The sequence below is a fragment of the Glycomyces sp. NPDC050141 genome (genome assembly GCF_055586545.1).
Genome location: NZ_JBVJHZ010000011.1, coordinates 37,516 through 54,536 on the forward strand (window position 1 = coordinate 37,516; position 17,021 = coordinate 54,536).

The 17,021-nt window shown below is 71.0% G+C and carries 13 protein-coding genes; 5 read left to right on the forward strand and 8 right to left on the reverse strand.

All coding sequences use genetic code 11. The features are described 5' to 3' along the window. Window positions 1-157: 157 nt before the first annotated feature. From pulA to mqnB, 7 genes are all read right to left on the reverse strand, one after another. On the reverse strand, window positions 158-5,806 hold the full coding sequence (pulA, locus tag ACZ60M_RS09315; protein WP_465416355.1) for a pullulanase-type alpha-1,6-glucosidase: 5,649 nt from the start codon (window positions 5,804-5,806) through the stop codon (window positions 158-160). 314 nt (window positions 5,807-6,120) lie between these two features. Next, entirely contained in the window at window positions 6,121-6,348 is a 228-nt protein-coding gene (locus ACZ60M_RS09320) for a hypothetical protein (protein ID WP_465416357.1), read from the reverse strand. 10 nt (window positions 6,349-6,358) lie between these two features. Further along, window positions 6,359-6,664 (reverse strand): membrane protein insertion efficiency factor YidD, encoded by a 306-nt coding sequence (gene yidD, locus ACZ60M_RS09325; protein WP_465416359.1) that lies wholly within the window; start codon window positions 6,662-6,664, stop codon window positions 6,359-6,361. Window positions 6,665-6,969: 305 nt separating this feature from the next. Further along, entirely contained in the window at window positions 6,970-7,836 is an 867-nt protein-coding gene (larE, locus tag ACZ60M_RS09330; protein ID WP_465416361.1) for an ATP-dependent sacrificial sulfur transferase LarE, read from the reverse strand. A gap of 36 nt (window positions 7,837-7,872) precedes the next feature. Next, window positions 7,873-8,271, reverse strand: a complete 399-nt coding sequence (locus ACZ60M_RS09335; protein ID WP_465416363.1) for a cold-shock protein — start codon at window positions 8,269-8,271, stop codon at window positions 7,873-7,875. Between the two features lie 112 nt (window positions 8,272-8,383). Continuing rightward, window positions 8,384-9,202: a 1,4-dihydroxy-6-naphthoate synthase gene (locus ACZ60M_RS09340; RefSeq protein WP_465416467.1), complete on the reverse strand. Its 819-nt coding sequence runs from the start codon at window positions 9,200-9,202 to the stop codon at window positions 8,384-8,386. 47 nt (window positions 9,203-9,249) lie between these two features. Beyond that, complete coding sequence (mqnB, locus tag ACZ60M_RS09345; protein WP_465416365.1) at window positions 9,250-9,864, reverse strand: futalosine hydrolase; 615 nt, start codon at window positions 9,862-9,864, stop codon at window positions 9,250-9,252. A 118-nt stretch (window positions 9,865-9,982) separates the two neighbouring features. On the opposite strand from mqnB, the gene ACZ60M_RS09350 reads away from it, so the two are divergent. Next, on the forward strand, window positions 9,983-10,762 hold the full coding sequence (locus tag ACZ60M_RS09350) for a DUF3027 domain-containing protein (protein ID WP_465416367.1): 780 nt from the start codon (window positions 9,983-9,985) through the stop codon (window positions 10,760-10,762). Window positions 10,763-10,779: 17 nt separating this feature from the next. On the opposite strand, the gene ACZ60M_RS09355 is transcribed toward ACZ60M_RS09350, so the two are convergent. Continuing rightward, complete coding sequence (locus tag ACZ60M_RS09355) at window positions 10,780-11,109, reverse strand: DUF2530 domain-containing protein (RefSeq protein WP_465416368.1); 330 nt, start codon at window positions 11,107-11,109, stop codon at window positions 10,780-10,782. Window positions 11,110-11,329: 220 nt separating this feature from the next. On the opposite strand from ACZ60M_RS09355, the gene sepH reads away from it, so the two are divergent. The 4 genes from sepH (at window position 11,330) to ACZ60M_RS09375 (ending at window position 16,924) form a co-directional block, all read left to right on the forward strand. Continuing rightward, entirely contained in the window at window positions 11,330-12,352 is a 1,023-nt protein-coding gene (gene sepH / locus ACZ60M_RS09360; protein WP_465416370.1) for a septation protein SepH, read from the forward strand. A gap of 257 nt (window positions 12,353-12,609) precedes the next feature. Next, entirely contained in the window at window positions 12,610-13,905 is a 1,296-nt protein-coding gene (locus ACZ60M_RS09365) for an MFS transporter (protein WP_465416372.1), read from the forward strand. Window positions 13,906-14,218: 313 nt separating this feature from the next. After that, on the forward strand, window positions 14,219-14,878 hold the full coding sequence (gene thpR, locus ACZ60M_RS09370) for an RNA 2',3'-cyclic phosphodiesterase (protein WP_465416374.1): 660 nt from the start codon (window positions 14,219-14,221) through the stop codon (window positions 14,876-14,878). 126 nt (window positions 14,879-15,004) lie between these two features. Beyond that, window positions 15,005-16,924, forward strand: a complete 1,920-nt coding sequence (locus ACZ60M_RS09375) for an outer membrane protein assembly factor BamB family protein (protein ID WP_465416375.1) — start codon at window positions 15,005-15,007, stop codon at window positions 16,922-16,924. Window positions 16,925-17,021 lie beyond the last annotated feature (97 nt).

The following is a 17,021-nucleotide window of genomic DNA, read 5'->3' on the forward strand; positions in this document are numbered from 1 at the left end:
GTATCCGGCACCCGCAGGGCCTGTCCCCCTCAGGTTTCTTGAGAAAACATTAAACCGGGACGGGTGCCGCACCCGTCCCGGCTTCAGGGATCCGAAACTAATCCCTAGTATTCCCGCCCTGTCAAGAGCGGTTTCGTTAGCGGATCGCTACGTCGGCTCAGCTCGTGAACACCGCCACGGTCCGGCCCGGGACGGTGAACGTCCCCGTCGCGTCCTCGAATGAGGCTTCGGCGAACGCGGGGTCGGCGGAGTCCTGGAGCACCGGGTGGAGCATTGAGCCCGAACCGGCCGCCTCGGCCACGGTCTGCGTGACCGCGTCCGGGCTCGCGTTGAACACCACCGTGACCGACTCGAACGCATCGTTCTTGCAAGCGCCGTCGAGGCCGCCCAGGTCGATGTGCATGGTGATCACGCCCGGCGTCTCGGCGTCAGTGCCCGAGAGCGGGAACGAGACCCGCGCCGCCACTTCGTCGGCGTCGCCGAGGTTGAACGCGCACGTCGACGCCGAGATCCGCAGCAGCTCCAGGTACCGCTGGTTCGCCAGCTCGATGTCCGCGCAGCTCGGCTGGTCGACCGCTGCGATCGCGTCCTCCGCGTACGGCCACTTGGCCTCCGAGGTCCACTGCGGCGGCAGGCCCGCCCCGAACCCGTTGCTGGACGACCCGAAGCCCTCGGTGCCCTCGCAGTTCCAGCGGATGGCGTTGAACCAGTCGCCGGAGTCGTACGAGTCGCGGTCCAGCGACTTCGACCGGAGCAGTTCCGAACCGGCCGTGGAGAACCCGGTGCCCTGGCTGAGCACCGCCGTCGCCATCGAGAGCACCTGCATCTGCGCGCGCTCGGTCCCGGTAACGTCGCCCAGCTTGTACGCCAGAGCATCGAACAGGATCTCGTTGTCATGGGCGTCCACATAGTTCACCGCTTCGCCGGGCTGGGCCGTGTAACCGGCGCCGGTCCCGTTGTAGTCCAGCTCGGCGCCCGTGGTCGCCGTGCCGTCCGAGGCCGTGAACTCGTAGTCGGCGAGGTTGCCGACCAGGCCCAGCTTCGTCAGATCCTGGGCGTGCAGCAGCGCCGCCAGTTCCGCATCCGTCGCAGTGCCGTCGTTGTCGTCCGTCCACGCGCCCGAGCCGAAGCCCTGCGTGGTCGGGTCCCCGTCGAACGGGCCGCCGCCGCGCACGGCGTCGCGCATCCGGTCGTTGAACGTCCCGATCCCGGTGCCCGCCATGTTCACCTGCGTGGCCTGCTCGAACAGGGCGTCGTTCGCGACCTCCCCGAAGTTCCAGCCCTCGCCGTACAAGAGCATGTCCTCGTCCAGGGCCGCCTGCACCGCAAGGAGGTTCGACTTCGGGTGGTGGCCCATGAGGTCGAAGCGGAAGCCGTCCACGTGGTAGGCGTCCTGCCACAGCTCGGTCGACTCGACGATGAACTTGTCGAACATCGGCCGCTCAGTCGCGGTGTTCGCGCAGCACGTCGACGTGTAGACCTCGCCGTCCGCGTCCAGGCGGTGGTAGTAGCCCGGCACGATCCGGTCGAGCACCGACTTGTCGGCGGTACCCGAAGCGGCCGTGTGGTTGTAGACCACGTCGTTCACCACGCGCAGACCCAGCTCGTGCATGGCCTGCACCATCTCCCGGTACTCCAGGATGCGCTGCGCCCCATCGGGATCGGTCGCATAGGAGCCCTCAGGCGTGTTGAAGTGCAGCGGGTCGTAGCCCCAGTTGAACGCGTCCTCGGAGCGCACCGCCCCGACGCACGCCTGCTGCTCGGTCGAGTTCGCCGCCATCAGGTCCAGGTCGCAGTCCACAGTGGCCTGACCGGTCTCCGGGATCGACGCGATGTCGAACGTCGGCAGCAGGTGCACGTGGGTGAGCCCGGCCTCGGCCAGCTCCGCCAAGTGCTGCACCGAAGTCGAGTCCTCCTGCGTGAACGCCGCATACGTGCCGCGCAGCGACTCGTCCATCGACTCGTCGGCGATCGAGAAGTCCCTGACGTGCAGCTCCCACACCTGCGCCGCGGCCGGATCGCGCGAGGCAGGCGCCTCCTCCTCGTCCCAGCCCTCAGGTTCGAGGTCCGAGGCGTCGAGGTTCACGATCTGGCTGTGCGTCGAGTCCGCCGCCAGCGACAGCGAGTACGGGTCGGTCACCGAGTACGACTCCACCGCTTGCGAAGCCGGGTGCCACACCTCCAGCGCGAACCGGTAGTACTTGCGGTCCCAGTCCTTCGCGCCCTTCACCGACCACACGCCCGTGCGCTCGGAGAACTGCATCTCGTGCACCGCAGGCTCAGTGTCCTCCGGCGAATCGAACAGCTCCAGCCGCACCGACTTCGCCGTGGGCGCCCACAGCGACACCGTCGGCTTCTTGCCCTTCCAGGTCACGCCCAGATCGATATGCAATGCGTCGTCGTAGACCGCGTCGATCACCCCGGCCGTCTGCACGCCCGTCGCGTACCAGGCCGCCCCGGTGTGGTCGCGTTCGACCGCGACGAGCTGCCCGCGCAGCGCCTCCCGGATCGCATCGCCGTCCGCGTTCACCTTGAACGCCTTATAACCCCAGTACTGCGGCCACGCCTGACGCTGCGCCTCGGTGAGACCCCCGGCCGCCGTCAGCGAGATCGTCTCGAAGCTCCCGGTCAGCGCCCCGTCCTGGGCCGCAATCGACCCGTCGGCGCTGGCGAGGAGTTCGAAGATCTTCCCGTCGGTCGCGTCGACGTCCATGGCGACGGTGTCGCCGTCGAGCCAGACCGCCTGCTCCGCAGCGAGGTCGAGCTCCAGCGAGCGGCCCGTGGAGGCCCCGGCCGGGCGCACGTAGCCCGGGGTCGCGGCGGTGATCCACACTTCCTGGCCGTACTCGGCGAAGTCGAGGCGTTGGTCGGTCGGGAGGTCCTTCTCGTCGCCGCGGTGGAGGATGTACGACAGCGCTTCAGCGCCATCGGCAAGCGGCACTTCGTACACCGAGCCGAAGGCGTCGGTGCGCACCGGCTGCAAGCCGTTGTTCCAGTCGGTCGGGGCAGCTGCGCCCTCCCAGGTGTGGAGGGTCCAGTCGTCGAGGTCCCCGTCGGGACGCTGGTAGTGGATGACGGCCTTGCCGTCGGCGGCGGCCTGCGAGGCGTGCGCACCGGAGGCGTTCACCCAGGTCTCGCCCATAGAAGCGGGCTTGAGGAGGATGTCCGAGCCGTACAGCTTCGTGTCTCCTGAGTGGACGATCATGCCCATGTCGGCGTTCACGTCGTCGACGGGCACGTGCCAGTACTTGCCCCAGGCGTCGGTCCCGTCGGGCGCGCGGGCCGCGTCCCATTGCGTCGCAACGCCATCGGAGAGCGCGTCGCCCCAGAGGTGCAGGCCCCAGTCGGTCCCGTCATCCGGCGCGTGCACGGTGACGTACCCGTTGGCCTCGGCCAGCGAGTACGCGACGTCCCCGGTCCCGGCGCTCAGCCAGATCTCGGGCGTGGCGTTCGGGTCGAACGTCCGGTCGGAGGCGTAGTCCTTGTTGCCGTCCCCGTCGATCACCAGGTACCCCACCGAACTCGCGTCCTCGGCGAGCCGCAGCGAAGCGAACGACCCGTAGGAGTCCTCGCCCGCGAACGCGTTCGAGTCGGGCCAGGTGGTCTGCGAGGACTCGGCGATGTCGCCCCACGCGTACACGCCCCACTTGGAGGCGTCCCCGTCGTAGTGGACTTGGGCCCAGTCGAGGGACCCGCCCGCCTGGTCGGGGGTGGCCACGGTGGTCGTCGCGAGCGCGGAGGCGGTGCGCCCGCCGCGGTCGACGACGACGGCTTTGAACTCGACCGACTTGCCGCCCGCGAGGCCGTCCAGGTCGTAGGCGATGCGGTGGTCCGGGCCGGGCGAGGTGCCCGCGTAGGTCCACTCGCCGCCGTCCACGGACACCGCGAAGGCAACGCGCGCAAGCGGATCACCCGAGACGTCAGCGGAGACGTAGGCGGTGGTCGCCGACTCCTCATCGACGTGGAGGCTCACGGAAGGAGCGGCCCCGCCGTCAATGGCATTGTCGGCCTTGAACACCACGGCCGACAGCGGCGGCACAGTGATCTGGGCAGTCCCGTCGGAGGCCTCGATTGAGCCGTCGCCGTACACCGGGGTGAACGTGTCGGAGTACGTCTCCACCGCGACCGTCTGCGCCTCGGTCGAGTTCGACACGGCCACAAGGTATTCCACGCCCTCAGCGCTCTCGATGCGCGAGAAGGCGAAGACGCCGCTCTCGGTCGAGCGCGTCACCTGGGTGCCGGTGGCGAGCGCCGGGTGCGCTTCGCGCAGCTGCGAGAGCTCGGCGATGGCCTGGTAGATCGGGTGGGAGGTGTCGTAGTTGTCGTCGGCGTGGGTCGCGTCGGTGCCGATCAGGTCGTCGTCGAGGTAGTCGCCCACCTGGGACGCGAACATGGTCTGGCGCGAGTAGTCGTCGCCGCCGGAGCCGGTGAAGCCCTGCTCGTCGCCGTAGTAGACGACGGGCTGGCCGCGGGTGAGGAACATGAGCTGCTGGGCGAGGATCGCCCGGTCGGTCCAGGTCGACTCGTCCGCGGTCTCGACGATGGTGCGGCCGACGCGGCCGATGTCGTGGTTCGAGACGAACGTGGGCATCGACAGGGCGTCGGTCCCGTCCGTGGTGAACAGGGCGTCCGAGTCGTAGAGGTTCGCGAGGCCGTCGGCCCCGGCGGTGCCGGACGCGAAGCCCGTTGCGGCGCCGTGGAACCCGAAGTCGAGGACGGCGTCGAGGTCGCCCTGGCGCACGTACTCGCTCGTCACGTTCGGGTCGCCGGAGTAGACCTCGCCGAACGCGAAGAAGTCGATGCCCTTCGCATCGGAGGCTTCGCGGATGCCTGCAAGAAATTGCGGCCAGAACTCGAGATTGACGTGCTTGACGGTGTCCATGCGGAAGCCGTCGACGCCGGACTCGGCGATCCACTCCGAGTAGACGTCGATCCAGCCGTCCACGACCTCGGGGCGCTCGGTCCACAGGTCGTCGAGGCCGGAGAAGTCGCCGTACGTCGAGGACTCGCCGGTGTAGGTCGAGTCGCCGCGGTTGTGGTACATCGTCGGGTCGTTGAGCCACTCGGGGGACTTCAGCGCGGCCTCGTCGTCCTCGAGCACCGGCGTGTAAGCCGACGAGGACGCGTCGACCTGGGGAAACTCGTCGGACTCGGCGTAGTTCGCGTCCTCGAAGGACCGCCCCTCCACGTCCGTGTAAGGCGAGTCCTCCTTCTCCACATACGTGTTCGAGCCCTCGGCGTACTCGACCGCGTCGGCCGTGTGGTTCACGACGATGTCGAGGTAGATCTCGATGCCCCGGTCGTGCGCGGCGTCGATGAGGCTCTGGAGCTGGGCGTCGTCGCCGAGGTGGGGGTCGACGGCGGTGAAGTCGGTGCCCCAGTAGCCGTGGTAGCCGGCGCCGGTCCAGTTGTCGGTGACCTGCACGGGCTGGTTGACGACGACGGGGGTCAGCCAGATCGCGGTCGTGCCGAGGCCCTCGATGTAGTCGAGCTGCTGCTCGACCCCGGCGAGGTCGCCGCCCTGGTAGAACATGCGCTTCGTGGGGTCGTAGCCAGTGGTGAGCGCGTCGCCTTCCAGGCCGCCGGTGTTGTTCGCGGCGTCGCCGTCGGCGAAGCGGTCGGTCATGACGAAGTAGAACTGCTCGGCCTCTTCGGCCGTGCCCTGGGCGAGGGACGCCAGTTGCGAATCGGTCGGCTCGTCGGTCCACGAGCCGCCGTCGCCAGGCGGTTGATCAGGGGATTCGCAGGCGGTCAGTAGCAGGGCGGAGCCCAGCACTCCCGCCGCGATGCGGGCGGTACGCGGCATTGCGCTTCTTCCTCCGGGGTTGAACGGGGGGACGGGGCGCGCGCCGCGGCGTGACGAGTGCACGACGAGACGCACACCCCGTGTGCGCAAGAACATACCACCTATGAAATTTTCTTACAACGTCTTGGTAATCCGTTGCTGCCCGGCGGGCTAGGGGGTGTTGAAGCATCCCTGACGGCCGCTATCCGGCCCGTTCGCCCGCTCGCTGCGTTGTCGGGGCTTTTGCATACAACACCGGTATGCAAAGGCCCCTCCGCCTTGCGAGCGAACGAACGGACTCGGATATCGACTCGCCACGGATGCTTCAACACCCCCTAGTGGCGCTCGTCCTCCAGGACGCGCGTCTCGACCTGGCCGGTGTTCTCGTAGTACACGGTGTTCGCGGGCAGCGGGAACGAGGCGGTGCCGAAGGGCGAGGAGGCGCCGATGTGGCCGGAGGTGAACTCACCGACCTCCAGGTGGCCGGGCTTGACGGCGCGGCTGCGGGTCTTGGGCGCGCTGTGGTCCAGGTTGTCGGACGTGGCGATGTTCGAGTCACTCATGCGCTGGATTTTAACGGTCGCGTCTGCGACCGGGCACCGGATCATGCGTGCCGGGTGTCACCCCGGGGCGGCAGCGCAGCACCCGCCCCAGCGCGAGCCGCCCGCCCGTCCACAGGCCGTACCGGGACACCGCCCGGTACCCGAAACCCGAGCAGCTCGGCACGAACCGGCACTCCACCTGCACGCGCGGCGACAGCCACCGCCGGTAGGCCGCGATGGCCCGCAGCCCGAACCGCCGCGGCCCGGGCCGGTGCCCGGCCCGCGCGGCCGCCAGCCGCTCCGGCGTCAACCGCCCGAAACCCAAGTGCCCCAGCATGGGCGAATGATACGGCCCCGCATCGCAGAACCGGCCGCCCGAGTGTCGATTGGGGATAATTCCGAGGCATCCGCCACATAAGACGCACACTGCCTGTTGTAAGGCGAACACTGCTATATCAGGGAACTGCCAGGGTCGGTTCAGGGCGCGCTCAGGCTCATGTCCCACGGTGGGGGCCTCGGGGAATGAGGGGTTCCCGAGGGGTTATGGACCCGGTGAGGCGGATCTTCGGACTCATCCTCCACTGACGATCGCCGCTGACCCGTCTCACCGGGCACTCTCCACCGCCAGGCGGGCCTTTCGGCTCAGCGGTAGCGCTCGGGGTTCGGCAGGAGCTCGTTCATCGCCCCGGACCGGAAGCCCTGCTCGTCCAGCCGCACTTCCGCGAAGCCCTCGACCGCCGCGAGCACGTCGGGCCGCCCCGCCACGGCCGCCACCAGTTCGGCGTCGATCTCGACCTTCGCCGCGTCGCCGCCCATGTCCCGCACCCGCAGGTTCCGCACCGGGATCGCCGCCTCGGCCAGCGCGCGCCGCAGCGCGTGCTCCGCGTCGGCGACCCGCTCGAGCCCGCCCGCGGTCACTTCGACGCCGTACGCGATGCGGCTCGCGAGGCAGGCCGCCGCGGGCTTGTCCCAAGTGGGCAGGCCCCACGCCAGCGACGCGGCCCGGATCTCGGACTTGCTGAGCCCCGCGTCGGCCAGCGGCGTGATCGCGCCCGCGTCCGCGGCGGCGCGGATGCCGGGCCGGAACCCGGCGCGGAGGTCGTCGGCGTTGGTGCCGGTCGCGACGGCGGCGATGCCGCGCTCGGCGGCGAGCGGCCCGACGACGCTCATCAGCTCGGTCTTGCAGAAGAAGCAGCGGTCCCCGGCGTTGGCGCGGTAGCCCTCGCGCGAGAGCTCGTCGGTGGCCGGGGCGTGGTGGGCGACGCCGAGTCCGGCCGCGAACTCGCGGGCGCGTTCGAGTTCGATGCGCGGCAGCGAGGGGGAGACGGCGGTCGCGGCCTCGACCCGGTTCGGGCCGAGCGCCCGCACGGCGGCCGCGAGCAGGAACGCCGAGTCGGCGCCGCCGGAGAACGCCACCATGAGCGACGGGAGCGACGAGAGCCGTTCGAGCAGCGCCGAGGCGGTGGCAGTGGATGCGTCGGTAGCCGGGGGAGTCGCCTGGGAGGTCACCTCTCAGAGACTATCCCGGTCGCCGCGCGCGGCCGCTTATTCGAGGTCGCCGGCGACGGCCCGGAGCATCTCGGCGATCTTCGCGCCGGTCTTGCGGTCCGGGCGGCGGCCGCGGGAGAGCGGCGGCATGACCTGCTGCTCGAGGACGCCGATCATGTCCTGCAGCAGGCTGTTCAGCTCCTCGGGCGAGCGCTTCGGCACCTCGGCCGCCGGGGCCGCGCCGGCCTGCGGGGCGGCCACGACGTGCAGGCCCATCGCCTGGACCCCGCGGCGCGTGTCGATGATGCTGTACTCGACCTTCGTGCCCTTGGCGAGTTCTTCGACGCCCTCGGGCAGCGCGTCGCGGTGCACGAACACGTCCTTGCCGCCGTCATCGCGGGAGACGAATCCGAATCCCTTCTCGGCGTCGAACCATTTCACTCGACCACTGGGCACCGCTGAACCTCGAACTTCTCGTCTGCAGGGAACTGATGAGTCCGTCAAGCCTAGCGTGGCATGAACCGGACGGCATGGACGCGCGGGTGACCGGACGGCTACGCGGGTCGCCCTACGGGACCGCGATCCGCAGTTCCGGGACCAGCCCGAGCTCGGCCGCGCCGCCCAGCAGCCGCTCGACCGCCGCGCGGCCCTCGGTGCCGAGGTCGCGCGAGAACTCGTTCACGTACAGGTCGATGTGCATGCGGCACACCTCGTCCGACATCTCCTGCGCGTGCTCGGCCACATAGGCGCGGCTCGCCTCCGGGTGCGCCCACGCGTGGTCGAGCGAGGCCCGGATCGCGTCGGTGACCGCGTCGGTGTCCAGATGGGACTTCGCGACGATCGCGCCGAGCGGGATCGGGCAGCCGGTGCTCCCCTCCCACCATTCGCCGAGGTCGACCAGCGACTGGAGCCCGTACTCGCGGTAGGTGAACCGGGCTTCGTGGATGACGAGCCCGGCGTCGAACCGGCCGCCCTGCACGGCGGGCATGATCTGGTCGAACGGCACGACCTCCCATGCCACCTCGGGTGAACCGAGGTCGCGCAGCCACAGGTTGAACAGCATGAACGCGGTGCTGCGGTCCGAGGGCACGGCCACGCGCTTCCCCGCGAGGTCGCCGATGCCCGTGCCGCCCTTGGTGAGCACGAGCGGACCGCACCCGCGGCCGAGCGCGCCGCCCGCGGGGAGCAGCCGCCACTCGTCGCCGAGGTACGGCAGGGCCGCGTACGAGACCTTCGCGACGTCGAACTCGCCTCGCGCGCAAGCGGTGTTGGTGACGTCGATGTCGGCGAACGTCAGCCGAGTCGCGGGGGCGCCGTCGATGAGGCCCGAGGTCCACGCGTGGTAGATGAACGTGTCGTTCGGGCACGGCGAATGCGCCAGGTGCAGGGCGCCACCCGGATCGACATCGAACGGAATGCCGAGTGCGGCCATACCTACAGCTCCCTGATCCCGGTCGTGAGCGTCTTCAGCGCGGCGGTCCAGTCCCAGTTCTGGACGTCGCGGTCGCCGATGTAGTTGGAGACGGCGCGGATCTCGGCGAACGGCAGCCCGGCCTGCTGCGCGGCCGTGGCGACCCCGAAGCCCTCCATGGCCTCCCCGATCGCGCCGGGGTAGCGGGCGGCGAGGTTCGCGGCGAGTTCGTCGGAGCCGGTGATCGAGGCGAGGGTGAGGATCTCGCCGCGCACGCCCTCGACGGCGACGGTGAGGACCGTGTTGCACCCGATCCGGTTGGTGCCGAAGCCGATCTCGTCGATCGGCTGGAACCGCTCCGGGAGGGCGACGCCGAGCTCGGCGGCGACCGAGTCGGTGGCGATGAGGAGGTCGCCGACGCGGGCCCTGCCGCGGAACGCGCCGCAGATGCCCGCGTTCACGACGACGTCGTAGGCGCGGCCCATCTGGCTGTTCTCGGCGATGGTCCGGGCGGTGGCGGCCGCGGCGGCGGCCGGTCCGACACCGCAGACGAGGACGTCCAGCTCGTGGCGGAGTGAGCGCCCGGCCTCGATGGCCTGGGCTTCCTCGGCGACCGCGCACACGACGAGTATTCGCATGGCGTCAAAGCTACCGGGCCGTTCCCGGCCCGTTCAGCTGCGGAGTGTGGTGTATTCCGCTTCCCACCCGGTGCACCGTCCGCCGGGTGCGGCCCCGAGCTGACCTATGCTTGAAAGCGTGCCTGACACCTCTACCGCCGCCGCCAAGACCCGCAGCCGCAAACCGCGCCTGGACCGGGTCCTCGCCGACGCCCTCGACCTGGCCCGCGAAGCCGCCGAGGAAGCGGGCGACGGGATCGGCGAGCACCTGGGCGTCGAGGCCGAGACCGAGCGGGTCGTCACCCACTACTTCGAGTGCACCCTGCCCGGGTACCGCGGCTGGCGCTGGGCCGTCGTGCTCACCCGCGCGCCGCGCGCCCGCGTCGCCACCGTGTCGGAGTCGGCGCTGCTGCCCGGCCAGGACGCGCTGCGCTCGCCGGCGTGGGTCCCGTGGGCCGACCGCCTCCAGGGCGGCGAGGTCGGCACCGGCGAAGTCCTCCCGACCGAGGACGACGACGACCGCCTCATGCCCGCCTACCAGCTCTCCGACGACGACGCCGTCGAGGACATCACCTTCGAGCTCGGCCTCGGCCGCGAACGCGTGATGAACCGCGAGGGCCGCGCCGAGACCGCGCAGCGCTGGTACGACGGCGACCGCGGCCCGACCGCCCCGATCGCCGAGGCCGCCCCGGCGCCCGCGCGCTGCGGCACCTGCGGGTTCTTCCTGCCGCTGGCCGGTTCGATGCGCCTGGCGTTCGGCGCCTGCGCGAACCTGTACTCGTCGGAGGACGCCCGCGTCGTCTCCGCCGACCACGGCTGCGGCGCCCACTCCCAGATCAGCGAGTTCGTCGACACGACCCCGCAGGGCGTCGAGAAGTCCGAGGTCGTCTACGACGACGAGGGCTCCGAGCTCCTCTAACCGGAAGCGGCCGGGCTTCAGCCCTGGACCTGTTTCGTCTTACCGAAGTGCCTCTTGTCGGCGAACGCCATCCCGGCGGTGCCGAGGAGGCCGATGATCACGCCGGCGAGCGCGCAGGCGCCCCACCATTCGCGGCCCGAGTCGGCCAGCTCGTCGCGGAAGATCTGCGTCAGCACGAGCGCGACCGCCCACAGTAGAGTGCCGATCGCGGCGATGGGCGTCATGCGCATCTTCACGGCCTCGGGGGCGGGCAGCTCCGGGGTCCGCTTGACGCGCTGGTACGCCTCGCGAGGGGACGCCGACGAGCCGGACGAGGCCGGTGGCTGCGAAGTTCCGTCGGTGGGCACGGTGCCAATGTACGCTGCGTCAGTGCCTGCGACAATCGGTCACGCCGACATGAAACGTCGTCGCGTCGGCGCGGGCGGGCCGGGACGCCGCGGGACTCCTTGGAGCGAAGGCGATCCGTTATCGGCACCCCGCCGGTTGTGGTCCGCCGGTAGGGTTGGGCGTACGCTCGGATGAGCTGGCGAAGCGGCGCTGACACACGAACGCGAGGGGTGGAAAGGCATGAGGCCGGTACGGTTCGTAGCCCTCTCAGAGGACGGTCATGCGCTGGTGCTCGCCGACGAACTCGGGAGGCTGCTCGCGCTGCCGATCGACGAGCGTGTCGCGGCCGTGGTCGACGTCCCCGAGGACGGCAAGGCCCTCCGGGCCAAAGTAGAGGGTGGGCCGAGCCGGCCCGAGTCCTCGCGCCGCCCGGTGCCGCAGCGCCCCGCCGCCGTCAGCCTCTCCCCCCGCGACATCCAGACCCGCATCCGCGCCGGTGAGAGCGCCGAGGACATCGCAGCGTCCGCGCAGGTCGCGGTCGACCGGGTCCTGCGCTACGCCGGTCCGGTGCTCCAGGAGCGCGCGATGCTCGCCCAGGCCGCCCGGCGTTCGAGGCTGGCGACCTCGGAGCGCGGCGAGCGCATGTCCAATGTGGTCGACGTGAAGCTCGGAACGCACGGGGTCGACCCCGAGGCGGTCTCGTGGGACGCCTGGCGCACCGAGGACGGCTCGTGGCTCGTGCAGGCCTCGTGGTCGTCGGGCAAGACGACCGCGCGTGCGCGCTGGAAGATGGACCGGGCCCGCCAGACGGTGACGCCGGACGACGAGATGGCGCAGTTCCTCTCGACGCCGCTGCCGCAGCAGGTGCCCGGCCACCATGAGACGGTCTCCGACCTCGGGGTGCGCCCCGGCGACCCGGTGCGGCCTTCGCGCGACCCGATGCACGGGCTGCGCGACCGCGACGACGACGGTTCGCACCCGGACCCGCTGCGGCGCGACCGCCTGCGGGAGGTGCTGGAGCGCCCGCTCGAGGACATGGGCGGACGCGGGAAGCGGACTTCGCAGCTGGGCCTGCCGGGCACGTCCGCGCCGGAGCAGCGCGAGACGCCGGAGGTGCCTTCGCTCGCGGTGCTGCGCCCGGGCAAGCGCTCGGCGGCCGAGGACGACATGAACACGCCGCCGCTCGCCGCCGCCGGATCGAAGCCCCGCAACCAGCTCCCGGGCTGGGACGACGTCCTGTTCGGCTCCGCCGACAAGAAGTAGAGCGGCTCCGCCGACAAGAAGTAGAAAACCTGAGCAAGGCCCGCATTCTGTTCGAATGCGGGCCTTTGTCGTACCCGTATGGGACGGTGTCCTTTTCACTGGTAGTGGTGAAGGTGGGACTGGGCGGGTACCCGGGGCCTCCCGTACGCCCGCGCGGCGCCGCCGCGCCGCCCGCCCCGCTCGGCCCCTCCCGGGATTGCGAGAAGTCGGTCACGGTTACTGGCTAGCCGACCGGTAAGTAAGTAGCCTTGCATGCGATGTCCCCGGTCATTCTCAGTCAGCTGCACCGCACCTTCCGTGCGCTCGCCTACCCCGGCTTCCGCGTCTACGCCGCCGGGCAGCTGCTGGGCACCCTCGCCTTCTGGCTCCAGACCACCGCCGTCAGCTGGCTCGTGCTCGAACTCTCCGGCAACTCCGGCACCGCCCTCGGCTGGACCCTCGCCCTCCAGTTCGGCCCCTACCTCCTCTTCGCCCTCCAAGGCGGCAAGATCGCCGACAGCTTCGACAAGCGCCGCGTCCTCCTCCTGTGCTCCCTCGGCTCCGCCGCGGTCACCGCCGGACTCGCCACTGTCGTGCTCACCGGGCGCATCGAACTCTGGATGGTCTACGTCGGCATGTTCGCCTTCGGCTCCGTCGCCGTCGTCGAAGGCCCCGCCCGCCAGGCCTTCTACTCCGAACTCGTCGACCGCGACGCCCTCCCCAACGCCGTCGGCCTCGGCAGCGCCATCTTCAACATGAGCCGCATCGCCGGGCCCGCGCTCGCCGGACTCCTCATCGCGCTCACCTCCACCGGGACCGTCATCGTCGTGTGCGCCTTCGCGTTCCTCGGCCCGGCCCTGTCCTGCGCGGTCCTGCTGCGCCGCAGCCTCTCCAACCCCGTACGCCGCGACGCCGCCAACGGCGGCATCCGCGACGCCCTGCGCTACGCCGCCGCCCGCCCCGACATCATCGCCGTCCTCATCGTCTCGCTCCTGGTCTCCGGGTTCACGTTCAACTTCGCGCTCACCCTCTCGATGCTCGCCCGCACCGAGTTCAACACCGGCGCCGACTCCTACGGCCTCCTGCTCACCGCGCTCGCCGTCGGCGCGCTCGCCGGGTCCCTCGCCTCCGGGCGCCGCTCGACCCGCCCGAGCCTGAACACGATGCTCGCCTCCTCGGCCCTCCTCGGCGTCGGCACGCTCCTCGTCGGCTTCGCGCCCTCCATCTGGTCGGCCATGGCGCTCCTCGCCCCCACCGGGTTCGCGATGGTCTACTACGCCCAGGCCGCCAACCAGCGCGTCCAGATGGGCGTCCGCGCCGACTTCCGCGGCCGCGTCCTGAGCCTGTACATGCTGGTCTTCCTCGGCTCCACCGCCGTGTTCGCGCCGATCGTCGGCGTGTTCATGGAGATGTACGGAGCCCGCGCGGGGTTGTGGCTCGGCGGTATCGTCGGCATCGCGACGCCCGCCGCGCTGGCCCTCGCCAAGCGCGCGCAGCTGAAGCGCCGCGCGGCCGCCCTCACCGGCAAAGCTGCGCCGATTTACGGCTCGCAAGCGTCGCCGAGCGGGCCCTAAACAGGACCTGACTTTTCATTCACTGTTGTCCGGTGATTCCCACTCCCTGAACGCAAGGGGTGCCGCCGTCGCCGCGAATCGTCCGAGTGCTCCCGCCATACCCGGAACCTCCTGCGCCTCCGCTGCATCAGGCGTCAACAGGAGTGTTACCCCGACGAAATTACTGTCCCGTCCCGTGGGATTTCACTGAATTAAGCGTTGGCGAAGCTGCGAGGATAGGTCACATCGTGACAGCCCCGACCACGCCGCGTCGATACACCTCTCGCCGCAGCGCGTGTCACTGACCCCGAGTAGAGCCCCTGGAGGGAATCCAGTGAGTGCCTCCGCCACCGCGGTCCCGCAGGCCGCGACCCAAGTGCGCACCGAGCGCCTTTTCGCCGCGCTCCCGCTGCCGGACAACGCCGTCGCCGACCTCGCCGAGGTCGTCGCCGACCTGAACATCGCCCGCCGCGGCGCTCCCAGCCGCCCCGGCGCGACCGGCCGCCGCACGCCCTCGACGCGGCTCGTCCGCTCCGAGAACTGGCACCTGACCCTTTCCTTCCTCGGGGACGTCCCCGTCGAACGCTGCGCCGAGACCGCCGAGGTCATCGCCGCCGCCGCGCGCGAGTCCGCGCCGATGCGGCTGTGCGTCTCCGGCGGCGGCCGGTTCGGCCGCGGCCGCTACTCCGTGGTCTACGCCGGGCTGGACGGCGACGTCGAGCCCCTCGTCGACCTCGTGCACCGCGTCCGCGCGGGGCTCCTCGCAGTCGGCCTGCCGGTGGACCAGAAGCAGTACCGCCCGCACGTGACCCTCGCCCGTCCCGGCGACCGCGTCACGAACCAGCAGGCCGCGCAGGACCTCCTGACGCTCCGCCGCTACTACGGTCCGAGCTGGACCGCGAACGAGGTCGTGCTCTACCGCTCGGACTTCGGCAAGGGCCCGGTGGGCGCGCAGCCGCTCTACACGCCGGTCGCCTCCGCGCCGCTCGGCTGAGCCCGGCGGGCCGGTCGCTGCCGCCCGGTGACACCGGGGCCCAAGCGTTCGGGCCCAAGGGAGAAACCGCCTCGCGATCTGCGCGAAAGCACCGCTCTGGGCAACGGTGACCGGTAGAAAGAGGGCATGTCCCACAGCGCCACCGGCACCGGCCGTTCCAATACCGCGACCCCGGGCGGGGAACCGACCCGGTTCGGCCGACCGCTCGCGCGGGTCTTCCTGCGCGCGGCCGGGATCACGGCCCTGGTGTGCTGGGCGGTGCTGCTCGTGTGGGCCTCGTTCGGGACGGGCGCGAGCTCGGGCTCCTCGGGTGTCTACATGATCATCGGGACCGTCGGGTCGGTCCTGCTCGTGGCCGTCGTCATCGCCACGGCCGCCACGCACGCGGGCCTGCGCACGATCATCGCCGCCCTGTTCACGGCCGTGTTCGCGGCCGGGGCCGGGTGGGCCGTCTACTCCTCGATGCCCGACGCCGGGCCGGGGCAGTTCATCACGCACCGCGCGGGCGTCGCGGCCCTCGCGTACGTGTTCGGCGTGGTCGGCGGCGGCCTGCTGGCGCTCTCGGAGTTCGTCGTCGAGGGCTACTCGGGCGGGCGCGTGCCCGCCCCGAAGCAGTTGCGGCGCAAGGTGGGCGTGCTCGCGACGGCGATCATCGTGATGATCGCGGCGGCGCTCGCGCCCGCGATGCAGCGCTGGGCCGAGCTGGCGAACCAGGACGTGCTCGTCGGCGACGCGGCCGCCACAGGCAGCATCACCGACCCCGGGCTCGACAGCCTCGCCGACCTCGCCGGGGTCGAGCGGTTCACCGACACCCCGTTCGGGCTGCTGCGCACCGACCACCCCGCCGACCCGACACCGCAGGCCGTGACCATGCTCGACCCGGCCACGGGCGCGGCCGTCTGGTACCACCGCCGCTGGAACTGGCTGGCCTCGCAGCCGCCGGTCCTCTCGCAGGCCCAGGACCTGGTGGCGCTCACCGGGCCCCGCGCGGACAACAACGGCGACTTCCAGACCCGGGTCCTGAACGCCCGCGACGGCGGCGAGGTCGCCACCGCGGACTTCGACGGCTCGCCGGGCGTGCTGCTCGCGCTCGCCGAGGACCGGCTCTTGTTCACGAAGGACAAGAGCGAGACGTTCACCGTGTACGACTTCGGCGGCGGCCGCGTGTGGGAGGCCGCGATGCCCGACGGCTGCGAGGGCACCGCCGCGCAGCTCGCGGGCGGGCGCGCGCTCGTGCTCGCCGACTGCGTGCCCGCGCCCGACCGGTCCGTGGCCCGCGATATCGTGCTCGCCTTCAACCTGGACGACGGCGCGGCCGCCTGGCAGCAGGAGATCGACAGGAGCGCCGTGGTCGTCCCCGAGTCGTTCCTGGTCACCGAGGACACGATCGTGCTCGACAGCCGCATCGAGCACCGCGTGACCGACGGGCCGTTCTCCGCGCGCCGCTTCGAGCACCAGCTGATCGCCTACGCGATCGCGGACGGCACCGAGCACTGGCGGGCGAGCGACCAGACGTTCGGTTCGACGAACTCCTCGGCGTGCGGCGGGACCCTGCACCTGTCGCAGCCGACGGACGCGGCGGCCTCGGGCGTCGCGGCGGGCGGGGAGTCGAAGGCGCAGGCCCCGGCGGCCGACCGGCGCACGGTGCAGATCATCGAGTGCTTCACCGCGAAGGACCGCGAGGGCTCCTGGCTGGGGGTCATGGCGTACGACGCGGACACCGGGGACCGCCTGTACCGCAAGGCGGTGCGGCTCGGTTTCACGCCGCTGGACCCGGAGGTCGCGCGCGGCTGGGCGACGGTGCTGCCGGACAACCGGGCGGTGCTCGCGGCCGACCTGTCGCTGGACCCGAACCGCCCCGAGTGCCGCCTGTACGAGATCGCGAACGGCACGGCCGCCGAGGTCCCGTTCGCGGAGGAGACGGCCGACGGCGAGCCGGTCCCGGCGAACTGGTGCCACGACGCGCAGCTCAGCCCGGTCGGCACCGGCGCGGCCGTGAGCTTCGTGGACGAGGACGGGACCCGCGGCATCGCGGTCGTCGAATGAGCGCTGCCGTGGCATAGCGCCGCGGTGCTGCCGAAGCCGTGGCGTGAGTGCTCCTCATGCTGCGCGAACACCCGGTGACGCGGTGGTGAACGGGCCG